General features: G+C 67.1%; 19 protein-coding genes and 1 pseudogene. 5 read left to right on the plus strand and 15 right to left on the minus strand.

The genetic code is table 11. The features are described from left to right. Positions 1 to 217: 217 nt before the first annotated feature. Positions 218 to 2,041 (minus strand): DNA/RNA helicase domain-containing protein, encoded by a 1,824-nt coding sequence (locus VF106_RS42020; protein WP_330845617.1) that lies wholly within the window; start codon positions 2,039 to 2,041, stop codon positions 218 to 220. A gap of 266 nt (positions 2,042 to 2,307) precedes the next feature. On the opposite strand from VF106_RS42020, the gene VF106_RS42025 reads away from it, so the two are divergent. Continuing rightward, positions 2,308 to 2,679 (plus strand): nucleotide pyrophosphohydrolase, encoded by a 372-nt coding sequence (locus VF106_RS42025; protein WP_330845618.1) that lies wholly within the window; start codon positions 2,308 to 2,310, stop codon positions 2,677 to 2,679. Between the two features lie 173 nt (positions 2,680 to 2,852). Here the strand turns inward: VF106_RS42025 and VF106_RS42030 are convergent, their stop codons facing one another. Then, positions 2,853 to 3,056 (minus strand): hypothetical protein, encoded by a 204-nt coding sequence (locus VF106_RS42030; RefSeq protein ID WP_330845619.1) that lies wholly within the window; start codon positions 3,054 to 3,056, stop codon positions 2,853 to 2,855. Positions 3,057 to 3,080: 24 nt separating this feature from the next. Between VF106_RS42030 and VF106_RS42035 the strand changes: the two genes are divergently transcribed. From VF106_RS42035 to VF106_RS51065, 4 genes and pseudogenes are all read left to right on the plus strand, one after another. Further along, entirely contained in the window at positions 3,081 to 4,655 is a 1,575-nt protein-coding gene (locus tag VF106_RS42035) for a DNA/RNA helicase domain-containing protein (protein WP_330845620.1), read from the plus strand. A 290-nt stretch (positions 4,656 to 4,945) separates the two neighbouring features. Further along, the gene (locus VF106_RS42040; protein WP_330845621.1) at positions 4,946 to 5,449 is read left to right on the plus strand and encodes a hypothetical protein; all 504 of its coding nucleotides are present in this window, start codon (positions 4,946 to 4,948) and stop codon (positions 5,447 to 5,449) included. Next, positions 5,436 to 6,131 carry a DNA/RNA helicase domain-containing protein gene (locus VF106_RS42045; protein ID WP_330845622.1) on the plus strand — a complete coding sequence of 232 codons (696 nt, stop codon included), beginning with the start codon at positions 5,436 to 5,438 and terminating at the stop codon, positions 6,129 to 6,131. Before VF106_RS42040 ends, VF106_RS42045 begins: the two co-directional genes overlap by 14 nt. Positions 6,132 to 6,253: 122 nt before the next feature. Further along, positions 6,254 to 6,508, plus strand: a pseudogene (locus VF106_RS51065) (DNA/RNA helicase domain-containing protein); the annotation flags it as partial. A 196-nt stretch (positions 6,509 to 6,704) separates the two neighbouring features. On the opposite strand, the gene VF106_RS42050 reads toward VF106_RS51065, so the two are convergent. From VF106_RS42050 to VF106_RS42110, 13 genes are all read right to left on the minus strand, one after another. After that, on the minus strand, positions 6,705 to 7,760 hold the full coding sequence (locus tag VF106_RS42050) for a DEAD/DEAH box helicase (protein WP_330845623.1): 1,056 nt from the start codon (positions 7,758 to 7,760) through the stop codon (positions 6,705 to 6,707). Positions 7,761 to 7,782: 22 nt separating this feature from the next. Continuing rightward, positions 7,783 to 8,085 carry a hypothetical protein gene (locus VF106_RS42055; RefSeq protein WP_330845624.1) on the minus strand — a complete coding sequence of 101 codons (303 nt, stop codon included), beginning with the start codon at positions 8,083 to 8,085 and terminating at the stop codon, positions 7,783 to 7,785. A gap of 273 nt (positions 8,086 to 8,358) precedes the next feature. Continuing rightward, positions 8,359 to 9,564: an ABC transporter permease gene (locus VF106_RS42060; RefSeq protein ID WP_330845625.1), complete on the minus strand. Its 1,206-nt coding sequence runs from the start codon at positions 9,562 to 9,564 to the stop codon at positions 8,359 to 8,361. Next, a complete protein-coding gene (locus tag VF106_RS42065; protein ID WP_330845626.1) occupies positions 9,561 to 10,247 on the minus strand; it encodes an ABC transporter ATP-binding protein in 687 nt (228 codons plus the stop codon). The genes VF106_RS42060 and VF106_RS42065 overlap by 4 nt, the downstream gene beginning before the upstream one ends. Further along, positions 10,244 to 11,290: a peptidoglycan-binding protein gene (locus VF106_RS42070; RefSeq protein ID WP_330845627.1), complete on the minus strand. Its 1,047-nt coding sequence runs from the start codon at positions 11,288 to 11,290 to the stop codon at positions 10,244 to 10,246. The genes VF106_RS42065 and VF106_RS42070 overlap by 4 nt, the downstream gene beginning before the upstream one ends. Then, positions 11,287 to 11,856 (minus strand): hypothetical protein, encoded by a 570-nt coding sequence (locus VF106_RS42075; RefSeq protein ID WP_330845628.1) that lies wholly within the window; start codon positions 11,854 to 11,856, stop codon positions 11,287 to 11,289. Before VF106_RS42075 ends, VF106_RS42070 begins: the two co-directional genes overlap by 4 nt. A 58-nt stretch (positions 11,857 to 11,914) precedes the next feature. Beyond that, positions 11,915 to 13,681 carry a sensor histidine kinase gene (locus VF106_RS42080; protein WP_330845629.1) on the minus strand — a complete coding sequence of 589 codons (1,767 nt, stop codon included), beginning with the start codon at positions 13,679 to 13,681 and terminating at the stop codon, positions 11,915 to 11,917. Continuing rightward, on the minus strand, positions 13,665 to 14,351 hold the full coding sequence (locus VF106_RS42085; RefSeq protein WP_330845630.1) for a response regulator transcription factor: 687 nt from the start codon (positions 14,349 to 14,351) through the stop codon (positions 13,665 to 13,667). The genes VF106_RS42080 and VF106_RS42085 overlap by 17 nt, the downstream gene beginning before the upstream one ends. A gap of 56 nt (positions 14,352 to 14,407) precedes the next feature. Further along, the gene (gene cofH, locus VF106_RS42090) at positions 14,408 to 16,729 is read right to left on the minus strand and encodes a 5-amino-6-(D-ribitylamino)uracil--L-tyrosine 4-hydroxyphenyl transferase CofH (protein WP_330845631.1); all 2,322 of its coding nucleotides are present in this window, start codon (positions 16,727 to 16,729) and stop codon (positions 14,408 to 14,410) included. Then, positions 16,726 to 17,694 carry a 2-phospho-L-lactate transferase gene (cofD, locus tag VF106_RS42095; protein WP_330845632.1) on the minus strand — a complete coding sequence of 323 codons (969 nt, stop codon included), beginning with the start codon at positions 17,692 to 17,694 and terminating at the stop codon, positions 16,726 to 16,728. The genes cofH and cofD overlap by 4 nt, the downstream gene beginning before the upstream one ends. Beyond that, positions 17,694 to 18,029 (minus strand): hypothetical protein, encoded by a 336-nt coding sequence (locus VF106_RS42100; RefSeq protein WP_330845633.1) that lies wholly within the window; start codon positions 18,027 to 18,029, stop codon positions 17,694 to 17,696. The genes cofD and VF106_RS42100 overlap by 1 nt, the downstream gene beginning before the upstream one ends. Continuing rightward, complete coding sequence (locus VF106_RS42105) at positions 18,026 to 18,817, minus strand: nitroreductase family protein (RefSeq protein WP_330845634.1); 792 nt, start codon at positions 18,815 to 18,817, stop codon at positions 18,026 to 18,028. Before VF106_RS42105 ends, VF106_RS42100 begins: the two co-directional genes overlap by 4 nt. 9 nt (positions 18,818 to 18,826) lie before the next feature. After that, complete coding sequence (locus VF106_RS42110; RefSeq protein WP_330845635.1) at positions 18,827 to 20,359, minus strand: class I adenylate-forming enzyme family protein; 1,533 nt, start codon at positions 20,357 to 20,359, stop codon at positions 18,827 to 18,829. Positions 20,360 to 20,469: the final 110 nt, after the last annotated feature.

Raw genomic sequence — 20,469 nt, forward strand, 5'->3', positions numbered from 1 at the left:
GAATCTCGCGCAAGTATGCGGTGCTCGGGTCTGCCCGCCCCGCTCACTCCAGTGGACAGGACATCAGCCTGGCACGCAGAAGTAGTAGCCGTCATGTCCGACAACCGGGTGAACTTGCCCCCCATAAGGGTCAACGGGTGAAGCGTAGATCGGGCACTTATGGCCCGTGACTACACCACGGAGCGTCGAACGGACAGGTCGCGAACCCGCCGACGACTCAACGGCAGTACCTGCGCAGAAAGTCGCTGGTCTCCCGGTCTTCCGAATACAAGCACACGCCTTGCATTCCTCGGGTCATGAGCACCTTGTACGTGTTACGAACCAGTTGAAGGAATTCCCGGTTATCAGACACTCGGTTAACCGACCAGTCCTCTGACTTGCTCGGTTGCGGCACCCATTTCCCGCTGCGAACCACAAGATCTCCCCCGAAGATGACGCCCGCCCAATCGTACTCGAACCCTTGTGCGGTGTAGATACATCCGATCTGACTCGCCCCATCAGGATCCGATGCCCAGTAGGAGGCCGACGGAAATCCGTCGGCCTCCTTGCCTTGTCTGACGTTCCATGGACGACGCCAGTCGCCGATCTTCACATCGTCGACAAGCCGGTAAACGCCGTCTTCCACAACCGGATCATGCCACTTCCAGCAGAAACCGGCGGCGATGCGCGCTGTGCCGCCGAAGTTGCTCCGCTGTCGTTCGAGCCACGCCTCGAGCGCCGAAGGCGAACCCACGGAGTCAACGACGTACTCGTCGCCCCTTTCTGCGACGAACTCCGACCAAGGAACCGGCCCTCCGTCAACAATACCCAGCAGGCGCAGCACCCATTTATCATAAAGCGGGGAGCCGCCACAACGGAACTGCCCGTCCAGGCTAATGTTCTGAACCAGGCATCCTTTGGCCTTCGCCACCGCGGCGATCTGCCTCGCGGTATAACTTTCCTTCGGCCGGACTTTCTGGTTCTCATCAAGGAGAAATACTGGAACCCTGGCCACGTCAATGAGTTTCGCCACTTGCGGTGGAAACTTTTCCCACAAGTGGACAGGGACGTTGTTCTCCCGAATTCGATGCGCCTCATCGCAGATCAACACATCAAGGGAATCACGGGGGGCTTTGTCGAAGTTGTTGAAATATTTGAAGATCGACTCGGAACGCTCGTCGCCGCCGGCGACATCGCGACGCAGCGTCTCCGTGAACGCCCTCGACCCCGTGGCGTGCAGCACCCTTCCCCAGCGCTCCGCGAGCCTACTCAACAGCGCGATCGCAATCACGCTCTTGCCGGACCCCGGTCCACCCCGGACCACGACGACCGTCTTTTTCCGACCGCCTTCCACATCCGGCCGGTCTACCTGTTCCGCCGCACGTAACACTAGGTCATAAGCAACCTTCTGCGCGTCAAGAAGCAGATAACTCTGCCTGCCCGCAAACGCGGTGGCAGCCGTCTTGAGCAATGTTCGCGCAGGTGCTCTCGGTGCCTCGATCAGTTCCTGGACTGCATCAAGCGCTCCCGCCGCTGTGCCCGGATCCGTGTCCATGAACGAAGTCAGAGCAGTGACGAGATCACTGGTTTGATCCGCTGTGTAAAACTGGCCGAAATCGTCAAGGCTCGCATCATTCGGTTGAGACAGGTTGTGCAGGTACGCCATTCCCTGGACAGCGCCAGGCGTACGAGCCAGCGACGGAGTGAAATCGAGCAGGTAGCGACAGTACCTTCGTACCTGTTCGGCTGGATGAAGTTCGGGCTGCTCACGCTTCTCATTGAACTTCACCAAACCGGGCCCGACCACCTTCATGTCCGACCACTGCTTCAGTTCAACGAGCACGTAGGATGCCCGGCCGCTTTCCGGATGAACCCCACAAAGCACGGCGTCGACTCGCCGAGGACTGTACGGCAGCCGGTACTCGAGGAATACCTGGATGTGTCCGAGCCCCACATCGCAAAGCAGTTTGAGTAACAATGGAACGCTGTTTCGCCACGCACCTGACTCACCGATGTTCTCCAGCGAATACTCCACGCGGTTCTGATCCGCCAAGGTGCGCACAAGTACTTCAGTGTTGGCGCGCGACAGGTTCCACGCGGTGTCCGGTATTGACGGCCACACAATTCCCCCAGGGCCACTCTTTAGAGTTAACCCTGGCAGGGTACAACCACTACGCTGAGTGGTCGCTACGCAGGCTGAGCGAGTCGCCCTTCACTGGTCCCGACACGGCGCTCACTCAGGTCAAGCGCGCGAAGCCCCCATGGAACATCCCGCCGAGCTCCACACTGTGGCAGCGGCACCTGAGATGTCGCTGTGATACTCAACTGGTGGAATTGAACGATCTTCAGCGAGAACTACGCGACTTCGCCATCCAGCGGGACTGGCAGCGGTTTCACACACCCAAGAACCTCGTCATGGCGCTCGCTGGCGAGGTCGGCGAACTGGTCGAGCTCTTCCAGTGGCTCACTCCCCGGGAGTCGGCTGCCGTCATGGCGGAGCCGGAGCAGGCGGAGCGAGTCCGCGAGGAAGTCGCGGACGTCTTCGCGTACCTGCTACAGCTCGCCGACAGCCTCGACATAGACCTCGTATCCGCTCTGCGGAAGAAGGTCAGGCAGAACGCCCTGCGCTACCCCGTATCGCTCGCCAAGGGACGCGCTGACAAGTACGACCGACTCCACCCTGACGACGGGGAGGCGTAGTGACGCGGGCCGGCGTGGGGTGACCGCGATCTGTCCGACACACCTGCCCACCAGGTTCCCGGAGTTCGTCGTCAGCCATACCATCACTCTTTCAGGTGATCGCCTATCTGGGGGAAGCGATGGTCTTGTTGCGCAGGACGGCCCACGGGGTGCTCGAGATGACCCGCGCTGGTTCACTCGTTCGACACCTCGCGACGCAGTTCTCGTTTACGTACGGTTACGAGCCTGGGGTCAGCGAACAGCGGTCGTGGGCGGCGAGTCTTCCGGTCCTCGCGCAGGACCTGGTCGACACCGATCTCGGCGACGTCGAGATGCTCGTCGAGTACCAGCTTCCGCTGACGAGTCTGCGCGCTGACGTGGTGCTGGCTGGCCGGCATCCGGTCAGCCAGGCGGTCTCCTACGTGGTCGTCGAGCTCAAGCAATGGACGAGTGCTGGCGCTGTCGAGGGCGACCCTGAACTCTGTGTGCCCGCGGGGCCCCCAGGCCGCGTCATGCTGAACCCAATCGCGCAGGTCCGCGGCTACTGTGAGTATCTCGTCGACTTCGTCAACAGGCTGCAAGACTCCCCCGATGCCGTGACTGGCGTGGCGTACCTGCACAACGCCGTGGAGGCGAACGTCAACTCTCTCCACGACCTACCCGCCGACAAAGACGGGCAGCTGTTCACCGCGTCCAGCCGAGGCGCTCTGCTGGACCTTCTACGGAGCAGGATCACGGCGTACCCGCCAGCCGCCGACCAACTGCTGTCGAGCAAGATCGGCCCAAGCAAACAACTCATCGCCGTAGCCGCCGAGGAAATCAAGACCCGCGAGTCGTTCGTCCTTCTCGATGAGCAACGCGTTGCGTACCGGCTCGTACTCAACGCGGTACGTCGGGCCGAACAGTCCGACCACAAGGAAGTCATCGTCGTCGTCGGCGGGCCCGGCTCGGGCAAGAGTGTCGTCGCCTTGAGCGTTCTCGGCGAGCTGTTCCGAAACGGCTACGACGCACTACATGCCACTGGGTCCAGATCGTTCACGACCACCTTGCGCAAGGTGGCGGGCAAGAGAACTCCCCGTGTGCAGAATCTGTTCCGGTACTTCAACAACTTCATGAACGCAGAACGCAACGGCCTGAAGGTCCTTATCTGCGACGAAGCACACCGGATCCGGGAGACGTCCAACAACCGCTACACGCCGGCTGTCAAACGGAGCAGCAGACGACAGGTAGAGGAGCTGATCGACGCCGCCCGTGTGCCAGTGTTCCTGCTCGACGAGCACCAGGTGGTACGTCCAGGCGAGCTGGGCACGGTAACCGAGATCGAAGCCATGGCGAGGGCCAAGAACCTGACGGTCTGCCACGTGGATCTCAACGGCCAGTTCCGTTGCGGAGGCAGCCGAAAGTACGAGACGTGGGTGCTGAACCTCCTCGGGCTCGAAGACGAGGCCAAGCCAGTCGAGTGGAAGACCGACGGCCGCTTCGAGCTCCGGGTAGTCAACTCACCGAACGAGCTAGAGGCTTTCCTGCGGTCAAAGGCCGACCAGGACTACAAGGCACGGATGACCGCGGGCTTCTGCTGGCCCTGGAGCGACCCTGATCCCCAACGTGGCCTTGTCGACGACGTCGTCATCGGTGAGTGGCGCCGCCCGTGGAATGTCAAAGGCGACCGCGGTGTCAACGGAGCGCCACCCTCCCAGCTCTGGGCCACCGATCCCACGGGCTTCGACCAGGTTGGCTGCATCTACACCGCCCAGGGTTTCGAGTACGACTGGAACGGCGTCATCTTCGGCCCCGACCTGGTCTGGCGAGGTGACCGCTGGGTCACCGATCGCGCGGCCAGCAAGGACTCCGTCGTCGCTCGGGCCGAGCAGTCCGACTACGACCGGCTCATCCGCAACACCTACAAGGTGCTGCTCACCCGCGGCATGGTCGGTACGGCGCTGTACTCGACAGACCCGGAAACACTCGAGAAACTGCGGGAGCTCGTCGGGAACTGACGTGCACCTGTTCAGCGGCGCCGTCCGAGAACTCAGCGAAGAACTGTCTACAGTGGAACACCGGGCACGGTTTATCACGGAGTGTGAAGCGCGCTACCGGCGCCGGTATGGTCACGAACCGGACCAAAGTGAGCAGAGTAGCTGGCACAAGAGCTGGCCGAAACTGGTACACGCCCTTTGCCAGTCCGGCCTCGATGATCTCCATCTATTCCTGGAGTTCGAGCTGCCCGCATGCAGTGAACGTCTGACGCGGTGCTCATCGGAACGAATCCGGACGGCGGGTTACGGCGGTGGTCATCGAACTCAAGCTGTGGACGAAGCTGGACTCCACCACGCCGACTCGTACAAGGGTTGGTGGGCATGAGTACACGCATCCGTGCGCTCAGGCCGCGGGGTATGTCAGGTATCTGCGTGACTGGTTGACCGCCGACCACCTCCGTCTCGAGGTACGTGGCGTCGCCGTACTCCCCGACGCTTCGCCAGACATCACCATTCACTTGCGGGTGGCGGCGGATCAGCGCGAGGCAATCCGCGAGATTGGCATCTTTGGCGCGTCAGACCTCGCACGCCCGGCCGCCGAGCTGCCGAAGATCTTCTTCGGCGATGATCTACGGCCGCCGGATCCCGACGTCGTGCAGGAATTCCTCAACGTCGAGCACCGGCCAAGCGAGCGATTACTGACACGGCTCGCTGATGTCGTCAACGGCAACCAGGTGTTCGATCTGGTGGGTGCACAACAAGACGCCTACCTCACCGTCCTTGACAAGATCGCGCAGGCGCGTGACGCGCGGTAGACATCTCATCGTCGTCAGGGGCGGTCCCGGAACGGGCAAGTCCGTCATAGCGCTGCGACTGCTCGCGGCAATCCCCCGATACGGCGTCAAGGCACGATATGTCACGCCCTCAGGAACCCTCCGACGCCAACTCATCCGCGCGGTCACGGAGGCGGATGCGGCCGGACTGTTCGTCTATCTGAAAGATCACGTCGCCCGCCGCCCAAAGTTCGCCCAGGTGTCACTGGTCGACGAAGCCCGGCGTATGAAGCGTTCGGGCAACTACGTCTCACAGCTCATGTCGATCAGCCGGGTCTGCGTGCTGTTCCTCGACGAACGACAGATTGTCCGCCCCGACGAAGGACTTACGCTCGCGGAGTGCCAGGCCAAGGCCGACCAGTTAGGCGCCATCTGCCACACAGTCGAGCTCACCGCCCAGGTTCGCTGTGGCGGGTCGCTCGACTACCTGAAATGGCTCGAAAATCTACTCTTCGCCAAGGGAGGTACAGGCTCCACTCTGACCTACGACATCGGCCTCGCCCAGAACCCGGAAGACTTGGGGAACTGGGTCGAAGAACGCAACAGAACGGACACACGGCAAGAATCGCCGCCGGCTTCTGCTGGGACTGGTCGAAGACAGGCCGTTTTCGCTCACGGAACAATGACGTCTCCATCACGTGGACGGACGTCAACGGTCACCTGAGGAACTGGCAAAGACCGTGGAATGCCCGCAACCACGATTAACCGGCAACACGGTCGTCGCTCCTCAGAAGGAGTTCTGGGCAACCGACGAAGGAGGCCAGGACCAGCTCAGCTGCATTTACCTGTCAAGGACTCGAATACGACTACGCGGGCGTCATCCTCGGGCCGGACTTCGTCCGTCGAGGCAATCAATGGGTCAGCATCCCCACTCGGTCCAAGGACCCTGTAATGCGCGACGTCAACCCGGCTGACTACACGCAACTCGCCGCCAACATCTACTACGTGCTCGCCAGCCGTGGAACTCGTGGATGCCGCCTTTACCCGACCAATGAGACAACGCAGAAGTACCTCGCCAGTCTCCTCAGTCCACCAGGATGAAGATGAAGCTCGAGTCAGGGCAGACGCGACTGTGCCTCCGTGATCGTCGGGGCGTCGAAGGTGGTCGGGTCGAACTTGGTTGCGCTGTCGAGTCCTTGCCAGCGACGTGCCGTAGGACGTCTCGAAGGGGTGGAGGTGGCACTACCGTCCCAGTCGAACGCGATCTTGGATGATTTCGTGTAGCCGACCAGGCTTCTCAGTGTCGTGTTTTGCGGGGATCTGGGAAGCCGAGACTGATGTAGCCGGGAGCGCGTTTGGCCAGGGAGGAGGCCAACACACCGGTGTCGACATCGTGGTAGTCGTGTACTTCTGCGGTGGTTTTACCTGGGTGTGGGCGCAGGATTCGGCCGACGTACTGGACCAGGCGTCCTTTGAAGGCGATCGGTGAGGCGAGGAAGAGTGTGTCCAGGACGGGACAGTCGAATCCCTCGCCGACGAAGGGGCCGGTTGCCACCACCAGCAGTGCTCCCCTGTCGGAGGTCAACCGGGCCAGGGAGTCGCGGCGGGCCTTTGTGGTCATGCCGCCGCGTAGCACGACCGAGTCGAGGCCGCGCTGGCAGAACTCGTCGGTGAAGCGTTCCACGTGGGTGGTCCACTGGGTGAGGACCAGACAGTGCCGTCCTCGCTTCAGTGCCGCCGCGACGTCATCGGCCACCTGGGTGGTACGGGCGCTGTCGGTGACAAGGTCCCGGTAGATGGCTGCCATGCCACCGGGCCTTGTGGGATCGGCGTCGCCTGTGTAGCGGTAGGCGGTGTTGTGCACGTGCAGCACCGGCGTTGGGCGTTGCTCGGTCTGTTCGAGCGTTAGCTGGGGCGTGACGCCGGACTTCATCGTGTGGCGGACCGGGCCGAGTTGCAGGGCCATCAAGTCGTCGAGTTTGTCTCGGCGGTACGGGGTGGCGGTGAGCCCGACCCAACGCCGTGCCGGGATCCGTTTGACGGCATGCTCGAACGCCGCCGCGGGGATGTGGTGGCACTCGTCCACGACCACGAGGCCGTAGCCGCCGACGAGTTCGCCGAGGTCATCCTTGCGTGCCAACGTTTGCAGCATCGCCACGTCGACCACGCCGCGGGTCTTGCGACGGCCGCCGCCGAGCTGGCCTGCCTTCACGCCGAGGAGTTCGTCGATGCGGGTGCGCCACTGGTCGGCGAGGGCCTTGCGGTCGACCAGCACCAGTGTCGACGTCGCGTGCGCGGCGATCAGTGCGCAGGCGATGACCGTCTTGCCCGCGCCAGGCGGGGCTACCAGCACGCCCAGGTCATGTTCCCGCAGGTCAGATACGGCATCCTCCTGCGGCGTGGTCAGCGTGGCCGTGATTGTTCTCCCAGCGGGTGGCATAGACGTCCGTCCGGGCCGCGAACAGTGCCGCGAAGAACCCGACTTTCTTTTCGGGGGCCGACAGCCGATCGACGGGCCCTGGCCGTCCTTCGAAGAAACCGGTTTGTGCCGGGCCGGGCGGCGCCGCTTGCTTGGGTGTCAGCTCCAGCAGGCGCAACAGGCGTGCGTTCTCCGCGCGCAACTGCGCGGTTAACGCGCGAAGGCTGGCCAACTCCTCCGCCACTGGAAGATCGTCCACTTGACTTACCGTAGCCGAGCGACGTCGTCACGTCGGGAGGCTTACAACCCCCGGGCGGTTGATTCGGGCCTGGTCGCCGCCCGTGCTTCAGGGTGACCTTGAGCTGGTAAGTCCGTCTCTCGGGTCGCGGAGCGGTTCAGCTTCCTCTTCCCCGTCGACGACACCGGTCAGCGCGCCCCCAATCCACGTACCCAGGCGTCGAGCACGGAGCCGGTGGACTGCCAACTCGCCAAGGCCCGGTCCCGGTACGGCGCCCACCAGGGTAGGGAGTCGCTACGGCGCGGACAGTGCCTCCGTTGGGGTCAGGCGTGCTGCGCGTATGGCTGGGTACAGCCCCGCCAGTACGCCGATCGCCAGTGCTGAGCCGACGCCGCCCAGTGCGGCGGTTGGTGGGATGGTCGCCGGCCAGTCGCGGGTTGCGGCGTAGCTCGCGGCGGCCAGGACGCCGAGGGCCACGCCGGTCAGGCCGCCCAGTAGGCACAGCACCACGGACTCGGTGAAGAACTGTGTGCGGACCTGACCCCTTGTGGCACCCAGTGCGCGGCGGAGGCCGATCTCGCGTTTGCGTTCCAGTACGGAGATCACCATGGTGTTGGCCACGCCGACGCCACCCACCAGCAGCGCCACCCCGGCCAAACCCAGGAACAGGCCGGAGAACGTGGTTTCCGCGATCCGTTTGGCGGCCAGTGCTTCCGACGGGCGGCTGACCTCGATGCGGGCCGGGTTCTTCGGGAACACCGTCGCCGCCAGGACGGCACGCACGTTCTCCAGTTCGGACTCCTGTGCCCGCACATAGACAACAGTGGGGTGGCCGTCGAAGCCGAGCCATGTCGTTGCGGCGGGCCAGCCCACCAGCACCGCGCGCTCGATGTCCGGTGCCAGCGGGATCGGCGCCAGGACACCGGTGACCGTGAACCACCGGCCGCCCAGCCAGATGGTCGGGGCCGGCTCGCCACGGCGGATCTCCGTGATCCCCAGGCGGGTCGCGGCCTTGTCGCCGAGTACCACCACCGGCAGCGCGGAGGTGCCGTCGGTCAGGTAGCGGCCCGAGGCCACCCGTGCGCCGATGGTCGGGAGCAGGTCGCTTCGTGCGGCGAGCACGGTGAGCCCCGAGGACTGTTCCATCGGGATGCGGTCCGACCGCAGGACTCTCGCGTGGGTGTTGGCGACCGCGCTGGTGCGCTCCACCGGACCGATCCGCGCGGCCATCGCGGCCGCGTCCTCCGGGACGGGCGGCAGCTTCTGTGTCACCTGGTCGAACGTGGCCTGGGCACGCAACAGGTTGGTGCCGAGCGCGGACAGTTGGTGGTCGAGGGCCTGCTGGCTGGACGCCGGGATGCCCACCACGACGACCATGGTCGCGATCCCGATCGCGATGCCCAGTGCGGCGAGCACGGCACGCAGCGGCCGGGTCCGCAGGCCGACCAGACCGAGCCCGAACACGTCGACGAGGCTGAGCCGGACCGGCGTGTCGTTCATCCGAGAACTCCCTGCAAAGAATCAGTGCGGATCCGGCCGTCGCGGAGTTCGACCCGGCGGGGCAGGGCGGCGGCGATGTCACGGTCGTGGGTGATCACGGCGATGGTGGTGCCGGCCGCGTTCAGCTCCCTCAGCAATGCCAGGACGGTCTGGCCGGTCGCGGTGTCGAGTGCTCCGGTCGGCTCGTCGGCCAGCACGATCGCGGGTTCGTTGACCAAGGCGCGGGCAATGGCGACCCGCTGGCGTTCCCCGCCGGACAGCTGGTGTGGCCGGTGTTCGGTCCGCTCGCCCAGCCCCACCCGCTCGAGCGCGGCGACGGCGAGCGGGCGGCGGTGACGTCGGGGCACCCCGGCATACAGCAGCCCGGTCGCCACGTTCTCGACCGCGGTGAGGCCGTCGCTGAGGTGGAACTGCTGGAACACCAACCCGATTCGACGGGCACGTAACGCGGACAGCCGTCGGTCCGACAGCCCCGACACGTCCTGGCCGTCGACCTCGACCGTACCGCTGCTCGGTCGGTCCAGGGTGCCCATCAGGTGCAGCAGCGTGGACTTGCCCGAACCCGACGGGCCGACGATGGCCAGCAGCTCACCGGGTTCGACGGTCAGCGAGACGTCGTCGAGCGCGCACACCCCGCCGGGGTAGGTCTTGCTGGCGTGCTCGACCGCGAGAACCGGGGTCACGACGCCCTTACCACGTGCATGCCCTCGGTCAGGCCCTCGCCGGTGACCTCCACCAGGTCGCCGGCGAACATGCCGGTCTCGACGCCCACCAGCTTTGTCGTGCGGCCGGACACCACCTGCAGCGCGTACCCGCCCTCGCCCAGCGCGAGCAATGCCGTGACCGGCACGGCGAGCACGCCAGGTCGGTTGCCGGTGACCACCGTGACCTGGACCGGCCCGGAGTCGACCGAGGCGACCGCGTTCTGGTCGTCGACGGTGATGGTCGCGGCCTGGCCCGGTTCACCGCCCTCACTCGACGATTCCTGGGTCGTGAGCGCGCCGACCGTCCCGGTGGTCTCGGTGCCGCCCGGCAGGGTCAGCGTGACCTTGCTGCCCGGTTTGACGACCGCCACGTCGATCTGTGTGGGGTCGAGCGTGGCGGACACGGCCCGCTCGACGGACGTGTAGGCGAACAGTTCCGCGTTCGCTGGCGCGCCCGGCTGTGCGGTCACCGCGTCGATGCGGACCTTGCCGGGCAGCACGACCGCGTCGCCGACGTCCAGCACGCCGGTCTCCGCGAGCCCGACGTTCTTCTGCCAGCGCTTCAGCGCGGCCTGCGTGCCCTCGGTGAACTCGTTCTTGTTGCCCGGGTTGCGGTAGCCGAGCGCGCGCAGGTTGGTGATCAGCTCAGCCACGTCCGGGCCGGGCGGGATGCCCGGCTCCAGCTTGCGGTACAGCGGGGTGTCGCCGAACAGCAGCGGCACCGGCTGGGCGTCCACTTCGTACAGTTTCTCGCCCTGGTCGACGACCGTGCCGATCGGCGGCAGCCAGGTCAGCGTGCCCGCTCTGCGACCGGTGAGCGTCGTCGTCGCGCCGAAGCCGAGGGTGCCGCTGATGGTGACGGACGTGACGAGGTCCGTCCTCTCGACCGCCACGGTGTCCGCCGCGGCCGGCCGGTCCGGGCCCTGCTCGGGTGGCGGTTCAGCGAGCCTGCTGTAGGCGAACGCCCCGGCGGCACCCAGTACGAGCACGGCGGCCAAAACAGGTAACAGCCACCGTCTCACCTGTTCGCCTGCTCCTTCTCACAGGTGGGAATCAGGTCCAGGCCCTTGGTGATCGAGTCCGAGTCGTTGTTCTCGCCGCCCAACGCCAACGTGCGGCGATCGTCGGTCGCCGTGGGCGCCGACTCCTCGACGTACTTCACACCCTTGTCGCGCAGGCACTGCACCACCGCGTGCACGAAGTCCGCGGACTCCGGGTTCGCGAGGTCGTACTCCCAGGGCGGCAACGGTTTCTTGCCGATACAGGCGGCCTCCGCGGCGGCCACCGTGGCGTCGTCGACGACCACGCTCTCCATGGGCGCTCCGCCCCTGCCGTCTCCCTTGCTCGGGAGGCCGTTGTCGCCCAGGCACTGGTTGTAGGCCTCGGACAGCTCGATGAGCTCGTCGTTGGTCATGTCGAGCCGCTCACGAGGGCGGCTCGCGGCGGGTGGCGCGCTGGACACCGTCGCGGGCGGCGCCGACCCCGTGGTCTCCAGGGTCGCCACCTTGTCCTTCGGCTCGGCCGGCGTCGAGCACCCGGTCAGGACGGCCAGGAGGGCAAGCCCGACGGCAAGTAGCACTGATCTCATGTGACCCAAGAGTGGCCCGCCGATGTGAAGATCCTCTTGGGGACTTGTTCGGGTTTCTTCATATTCGGCGGGGCAGTCGGATGGTGAACGTCGTACCGGCGCCGGGCGTGCTGGCCACGGAGATGCGGCCGCCGTGTGCCTCGACCAACTGACGGGCGATGGCCAGACCAAGACCGCGGCCGCCGGTGGCGCGGCTGCGGGAGCGGTCCGCTCGCCAGAACCGGTTGAACACGTGCGGCAGGTCCTCCGGCGCGATGCCGCTGCCGGTGTCGCTGACCTCGATGACGACCACATCGGACTCGCGACGCGCCCGCAGCGTGATCCGGCCCTCCGGCGGGGTGTGCCGGACGGCGTTGGTGACCAGGTTGCCCACCGTCTGGCGCAGGCGTACCGGGTCGGCCAGGACGAACAGGTCACCGGACGCCGCCACCGCGATCGGCGCGGTGGCCGACCCCGCGACCTGGGTCAGCAGCTCACCGACGTCGACGACCACCGGCCGCAACCGCAGCTCCCCCGCGTCGGCCGCCGCCAGGTCCTGCAGGTCGTCCACGAGGTGCTGGAGCACGAGGGTCTCTTCCAGCAACGACTCGACGAGCTCCGGATCGAGGTCGGCCACCCCGTCCTGGGCGGCCACCAGCCAGCCCCGGATGTTGCCGAGCGGGGTGCGCAGCTCGTGCGACACGTCGTTCACCAGGTCCGTGCGCTGCCGCTCGATCCGCGCCAGGTGCTCGGACATCTGGTTGAACGCCGCGGCCAGCTCGGCGACCTCCCACCTGGCCCGCACCTCCGCCCGCGCCGAGCGGTCACCGGCACGCATCCGCTGGGTCGCCGCGGTCACGGCACGCAGCGGCCGCAGCACCGGACCGGCCAGCAGCATGCTGACCCCGACGGTGAGCACGAGCACGATCGCCGCGGCGATGACGATCCGCGTCATGCCGGCCGCTGGCAGCCCGACCACCGCCGGTTCGGCCGGCGCGCTGACGAACAGCAGCGCCGCAGGCGTGACGTACGGGGTCAGCAGCAGGTGCCGGCCCCAGCTCAGGCATTCGAAGAAGACCTGCTGGTCGGCGCGTGGGTCGGTGGGCACGTAGCCGCCGGACGCGGTGAGCTGTACCTCGGTGCCCTTCATCGCCCGGTCCTTGAAGCACGTGTCCAGGTAGCTGTTGAGGATCAGCAACGACTGCTCCTCGGTGATGGTCAGCTTCAGCACGGGTGAGTGCTCGGCGACGCCGGTGCGATCGCAGTCGCGGTCAGACCCGCCGGGAGTGCGCACGAACGACCGCCCGCTGGCCGTCTCGACCACCGCGGCGTCCATTCCCTTGGCACGCATGCACTTCGCCGCTGTCTCCGCCACCTCCCGGACGTCGGCCCGCTCTTCGGGGAGCAGCCGGAACGGGCCGACCGCGCGGGCGTCGATCCGGTCGTCCGGCACCTGGGGGTCCAGCGTGACGTCGACCGCGAGCGGGTCGGCCACCGCGGCGGGCTTGGCCGACAGTGGTGGGTCGTCCGGCCCGAACGCTCCGGCGATCGGCACGCGGTTGCCCGTGGTCAGACCGATCCGCAGCCCGGTCTCCCGGCTCAGGTCCGCGAGCACCGGCGCGACACCGTTCCAGCCCGGATGGGTCGCGGCGTAGGCGAGCACACCGTCGTAGATCCGCGCGACGCTTGCCCGGTTCTGGCCCTGCTGGGCCTGGATCGTCCCGGTGGTGCTCTGCACCGACAACCACGCGGTCGCCCCGATCGAGCACATCGCCACGAGCACCGTCCCGGCGAGCAACCGCGCCCGCAGCCCGTGCCGCCGGCGGGGTTCAGCCGTGTCGGCCATCGGTGGCCTTGTAGCCGACGCCGTACACCGTGCGCAGGTAGGCGGGCTCGCGTGGATCGTCCTCGATCTTCTTGCGCAGGTTCATGATGTGCACGTCGATGGTCCGCTCGGTGATGTGGCCGTCCAGCCCGTACGCCTGCTCGACGAGCTGCCCGCGACTGAACACCTGGTCCGGCGCCGCGACGAGAGTCGTCAGCAGGCGGAACTCGGCTGGTGTGCAGGAGACCTGCCGCGCACCGAGCCGCACCTCGTGCCGTACCGGGTCGAGCACCAGGTCGCCCAGCCGCAGGGACGTGCTGGTCGGCGGCTGGGCACGCCGCAGCAGCGAGCGGACCCGTGCCATCAGCTCACGCGGGTCGTAGGGCTTGGTGAGGTAGTCGTCCGCGCCGAGGTCGAACCCGAGCAGCTTGTCCTCGGCGCTCGCCCGCGCGGTCACCATCAGCACCGGCAGGTCGTACTCACGCCGCAACACCCGGCACACGTCCAGGCCGTCGACCCCGGGCATCATCACGTCCAGCACCAACAGATCGGGCCGCTGCCGCCGGACCTCGTCGATCGCCGACCGCCCGTCCGCGACGACGCGCACCGTGTAGTCCTCCCGACACAGGTACCGACGCACCAGCTCGGCCTGCTTCGGATCGTCCTCGGCCACCAGGACATACGCGCTCACTCGCGCCATGATGCCAAAGTGGTCCCGGGCCGAACGGGTCACGACCACAGGTCTGATCAGTGCCGGCTCGGCTCGAGGATCTGGTACAGGGTGGTGCGGCGCGCCAGCCGGCGGTCGAGTGTGTCGACCAGTGCCACCAGTTCGGCCTCGTCGATGTGCTGGCCGTGGGCCGCTCCCGCGGCGCGGCTGATGTTCTCGTCCATGAGGGTGCCGCCGACGTCGTCGACGCCAGCCTGGAGGAGTTGGCGCACGCCGGGCAGCCCGATCTTCACCCAGGATGCCTGGACGTGGTCGATGAGTCCCGAGTAGACGATGCGGGCGACGGCGTGTACCAGTACGACCTCTCGCCAGGTCGGGCCGCGGCGGGCCTGGCGCTTGAGGTAGATGGGCGCCGCCATGTGCACGAAGGGCAGGCCGACGAACTCGGTGAACCCGCCGGTCTCCCGTTGCAGCTCGCGGGTGCGCAGCAGGTGACGTGCCCAGTGCACGGGCCGCTCGATGGCGCCGAACATCATGGTGATGTTGGAGCGCAGGCCGACGCTGTGCGCGACCCGGTGGCATTCCAGCCATTCCTCGGTGTTGATCTTGTCAGGGCACAGGACCGACCGGACCTCGTCGTCGAGGATTTCGGCTGCTGTGCCGGGAAGTGAGCGCAGACCGGCGTCCCGCAGCCGTCGGAGGTACGACTCGAGTGGTTCGCCGAGCCGTCGGGCGCCTTCCGTGATCTCCAGTGCGGTGAACCCGTGCACGTGGATGTCCGGTGCCGCCTCCTTCACCGCGCGACACACGTCGAGGTAGTACTCGCCGTCGAAACTCGGATGGATGCCGCCCTGCAGGCACACCTCGGTGCACCCGAGGTCCCATGCCTGCACGACCCGCTCCGCGATGTCGTCCAGGGACAGCAGGTACGGCCTGCCTCGCAGGTTCAGCGACAGCGGTCCCTTGGCGAACCCGCAGAACCGGCACCGGTACGTGCACACGTTGGTGTAGTTGATGTTTCGGTTGCGCACGTACGTCACGGTGTCGCCGACCGCGGCCGCGCGGATTTCGTCGGCCAGGCGCGCCACGGCGGCCACCTCGGGACCGCGGGCCGACAACAGCGCGACGATCTCGGCCTCACCGAGTTGCTGGCCGCTCCTGATCCCCGTCAGTATTTCGGTGCAGTGGCCGGGAACGAGCGTCACCGGGTCCCGGTCAGCCCCGGAGTACCACGCGGTGGAACGGCGTCCGACGAGCACCACGTCGGCGCCGGTGCCCGCGTTCACGGCGGCCTCGTGCCGCTCCGGGAACACCGCGCCCGGGTCGTCCCGGCCGAGCGCGTCGGCGTCGGACCGGTCCAGCACGGGGAACCGCATCACCGGGTCGAGCCAGCGAAGCGGTTCGCGGGCATATTCCGGATGGATGGTCAGGCGCGGCGCCAACGCCTTGCCGTGCGCCTCGGTGACCTGCCTCAGCCGGTCGAGCGCTGGCCAGGGCCGCTCCGGGTTGACGTGGTCGGGCGTGACGGGAGAGACGCCACCCCAGTCGTCGATGCCCGCGTCGAGCAGGAGACCGAAGTCCTCGGAGAGGTTGGGCGGGGCCTGCAGGTGGATCTCCGGCGGCAGCACGACACGCGCGGTCGCGACGGCGCGCAGGAACTCCGCCGACGGACAGGGTGGCGTGTCGCGCATGAGCGTGCCCGGCTTGGGCACGAAGTTCTGCACGATCACCTCCTGGACGTGCCCGTGGCGGCGATGCGCGTCGGCGATCGCGTGCAGCGCGGAAAGCCAGTCCTCACGGGACTCCCCGATGCCGACCAGGATGCCTGTCGTGAACGGGATGGCCAGCTCGCCGGCCGTCTCCAGAGTGGCCAGCCGTCGTGCCGGCGTTTTGTCGGGAGCGCCCCGGTGTGCGGCGAGGTCCGGGTTGAGCGACTCGAGCATCATGCCCTGGCTGGCGGACACCGCACGCAGCCGCGCGAGCCCGTCCCGGTCGAGGGCACCCGCGTTGGCGTGCGGCAGCAGGCCGGTCTCGGTCACCACGAGCTCACACATCGCGGCCAGGTAGTCCACTGTGGAGGAATAGCCGTGTTCGGTGAGCCACTCCCTGGCGATCGCGTAACGGTCCTCGGGTTGCTCGCCGAGCGTGAACAGCGCCTCGTGACAGCCGGCTTCCGCGCCGCGGACCGCGATCGCGAGCACCTGGTCGGGGGTGAGATAGGGGGCACCGGCCCGGGCGGGTGACTTGGCGAAGGTGCAGTAGCCGCAACGGTCCCGGCAGAGCGTCGTCAGCGGGATGAACACCTTCGGCGAATAGGTGACACGGGAGCCGAACAGTCCATCCCGGACAGTCGCGGCGAGGGTCATCAACTCACCCAGCGGCATCTCGAGAACGCTCATGGCACCTCCACTGGCAACTGCGCGAAGGACAGGACAGTGTCGACCAGTGCGCGGTCCCGACGGGTCCCGGAGAGCAGGGTCGGTGCGGCGACGGCCTCGATCCCGAGCCGGCCGATCGCGGCCAGCTCGTCGACGTCCGCACTGTCCACAACGAAGCGATCGCAGAAGTCCCGGTACAGCTCGGCGACGGTGTACGCCGTCGCCGGCAGGCCGCGGCTCGCGAGCAGTGCCGCGCGGCTGTGGGCGCGGCGCTGCTCCCCGGGATCCCGGATCGGAATCCCACGGACGATCGGCGTCACCGCGACCACCGGTGCGCCCACCAGCGCGTCGCGGACACCACGCACGCCCAGGATCGGCAGCATGCTCGCGAGTGGGTTGCTGGGGGCGAGGACGACGAGATCGGCGTCGCGGATCGCGTCGATGACTCCCGGCGCGGGTTCGGCGTCCTCGATCCCGTCGTAGCAGACGTGCTGGACGGTGAGGGCGGCGCCGTGCTTGACCAGGAACTCCTCGTAGTGCAGGGAACGGTGCCCCGGGACGACGACCCGCGTGGTGACCTCCTGTTCGGTCATCGGCAGGAGGCGAGCGCCGACGCCGCTCGCCGCGGTCAGCCGGGCGGTGACAGCGTTAAGGCCGAGACCTTCGGCGAGCCATCCGGTGCGCAGCAGGTGTGTGCCGAGGTCCCGGTCACCGAGGTTGAACCACACGTCCTCCCCCAGCTCGCGCAGCTGGTCCATGACGCGGAACGTCTCGCCCCGCAACCCCCAGCCGCGCTGGGCGTCGCCTTGACCCGACAGCCGGTACCGGACGGTGTCGAGGTCCGGACACACGCGAAGCCCGTGCGTCCAGAGGTCGTCGCCGGTGTTGACGATCAGGGTCAACGCGCCCTGGCCCACCGCGGAGGCCAACGCGACCCACAGCCGTGAGGCGCCGATCCCGCCGCCCAGCCCGACGATGCCGCCCATCAGCTCAGCCAGTCGGGCATCTCGGGCGGGACCCGCCGCCCGTTGGCGATGAAGAACGCCCGGATCACGTTGCCGCAGGCCACCTGCCTCGTTCGCGGCACGTCGAGCTGCGCGCTGAACTCCTTGATCTTCTTGGCGTAGAAGCCGCGTTTGCGGTACTTGCGGGTCTCGGTGTCGAAGATCTCCTCGACCATCTGGTCGGGGGAACGGTCGACGAACTCGGCGAACTGGACGAGGATGCCGAGCCGCTCGTCGCGTTCGGCCGGGGTCAGGTCCTCGTCGAGGCTCTCCGCGTACCGCCGCACGGTGAGGAGATCAGTGAACTGTGTGCTCACTCCGGCAGACCGAACAGGCCGGCCAGCGCACGGATCTCGGCCTTGCGCCAGACGGCCGGCGCGGCTGGCTGAAGTGCCCCTGCCTCGGTCAGCTCCTCGACGACGGCCGGGTCCCGTGGGAAGCTCTCGCCCCACTTTCCCTTGAAGTAGAGCTGTTCGAAGTCCGGCCGAGGTCGTTGTCCGCCCGCGTTCGGGTTCTCCGCCGGATAGCCGAGCAGCTGGATCTGGGCCGGCGTGGCGTGTTCTGGCATGCCGAGCAGCTCACGGATCTGCTCGCGCTTGCCGGTCAGCAGGCCGGTGCCGAGTCCCTCGTCGACGGCGGCGAGCAACGCCGCACCGATGGCAAGGCCGGTTTCGATGGCGCTGAGCCATTCCGCGAACCGCAGGTCGCCCGACATGACGTTGAAGTCCGGCGTCTTCATGACGACGTCGTCGACGAACTGCTCACTCCAGCCGTAGCTGGAGGTCAGCGCCCCGACGTCGATCAGCTTCAGCAGTTCGCCCTTGAGGCTCGTCCAGCCGCTCATGTCGATCGTCCAGTAGACGTGCACCGGCGCCTGTGCCGCCGCCGGCTGGTTGTACAGCGCGTCGACGAGGCCGTCCCACAGCTCCTTGGGCGCTTCGTCGCGCACCACCACCACTGCCTTGCGGATCAGCTGGGCGTTGCCGTGCTGCGACTGCAACCGGGCCGCTTCCAGGACCTTCTGCACCTTGCCCTGCTCGACCGGGCGCCACGACTGGTAGTACCGGATGGACCGGCGACTGCCAACGGCCTTCTTGAACTCCATTGTGTACTCCTAGTGTTGTGGCTGGCTACCGGCGTGCCGGGCACGTAGTAGGTGCTTCTGGATCTTCCCGACCGACGTTCTCGGCAACAGGTCGACGAACTCGACGTGGTCGGGTACGCGGAACTTCGCGAGCCGGGTGCGGCACCACTCACGTAGTTGCTCGGCCGAGATCGTGGCGTCCTCGGTGCGGACGACGTAGGCCTTGATCGCCTCGTCCCTGATGTCGTCCGGGACGCCGACCACCGCGCACTCGAAGACCTCGGGATGTGCGTTGATGGCGGCTTCCACCTCGGCGGAGGCGACGTTCTCGCCCGCCCGTTTGATCACGTCCTTGGCGCGGTCGACGAAGTAGAGGTAGCCGTCCTCGTCCGCCCGCACCCGGTCGCCGGTGTGCAGCCACCCGTTCCGGACCGCCTGCCGGGTGGCCTCCGGGTTGTCGAGGTACCCGGCCATGATCGTGTGGCCGGGCTCGCCCGCGACCAGCAGTTCTCCCGACTCGCCTGGTGCGACATCCTTGCCGCGGTCGTCGACGATGCGCAGCCGTGCTCCCGTCACCGGTCTGCCGACCGCGTTGCCTCGGCGGTCGCCGTAGAGCGGGTTCATGGTCGGTGGGGTGACTGTTTCGGTCATGCCGTAGAGCTGGATCATCGGCACGCCGAACCGTTCCTCGAACGCCGTCAACTGTGCGGCGGACAGGTTCTGGGCGAACATGCCGGCCCGCAGCCGGTGCGCGCGGTCGTACGCCGTGGGTGGTGCGGCCAGGATCATGCGCATCGGGGCGGCGAACAGACTGGTGACCGTGGCGTCGAGCACCGTTGCCTGTTCGGACCACCGGCTCGCCGAGAACCTCGGCGCGAGCGCGATCGACGCGCCGGTGACCAGCGCGGACATCGTCGAGTAGAACTGTGCGTTGCCGTGGAAGAGCGGGAGCACGACCAGTTGTCGGTCAACGGGTGTCAGCCGGAGGTGGCCGGCGACCACATCTCCCGCGGCGAGGTAGGACGCGTGCGTGATCACCACGCCCTTGGGGCGGCTGGTCGTGCCCGACGTGTAGAGCACGCTCACCGGTGCCGTGCTCGACCGATGGTCGTACGGCTCGGCCGGGGTACTCGCGGTCAGTGTGTCCACATCGGTCACGAGCACCGGCAGTCCCTTGACGGCGGCGGAAACCGTGTCGAGCAGGCTGGTCTGGGTCACGACCAACCGGCACCGCGAGTGGTCAAGCAGATAGCTCAGCTCGTCGGCGGACGCGAGCGGGTTGGTCGGCACGGTCACCACACCGGCCGTCGCCGCGCCGAGCCAACACTCGTAGAACTCGACACAGTTGGTCAGGTGCACGCCGATCCGGTCCCCCGGCGACACACCGGCCGCGCGGAGCAGACCGGCGACCTGGCGGGCGCGAAGCCACATCTCGCCGTAACCGATCGTCCGCGTCACCCCGGGTTCGGTCTCGAAGACGACGAACGGTCGCGCCGGGTGCCGCTCGGCATGCGCGGCCAGCGTGCCATGCACGGTTCTGCCGTCGAGGTCGCGGAGTGTCACGCGGTCAACGGTGCGGCGACGGGATCAACCCGGCCGCATCGAATTCTCAAGTGTCCGTTAACGACGGTTCCGACCACCGACCGCGATCTACGCTGCACACAAGGAAACCG

This window comes from Actinophytocola sp. (genome assembly GCF_036378875.1).
Taxonomy (GTDB): Bacteria; Actinomycetota; Actinomycetes; order Mycobacteriales; family Pseudonocardiaceae; genus Actinophytocola.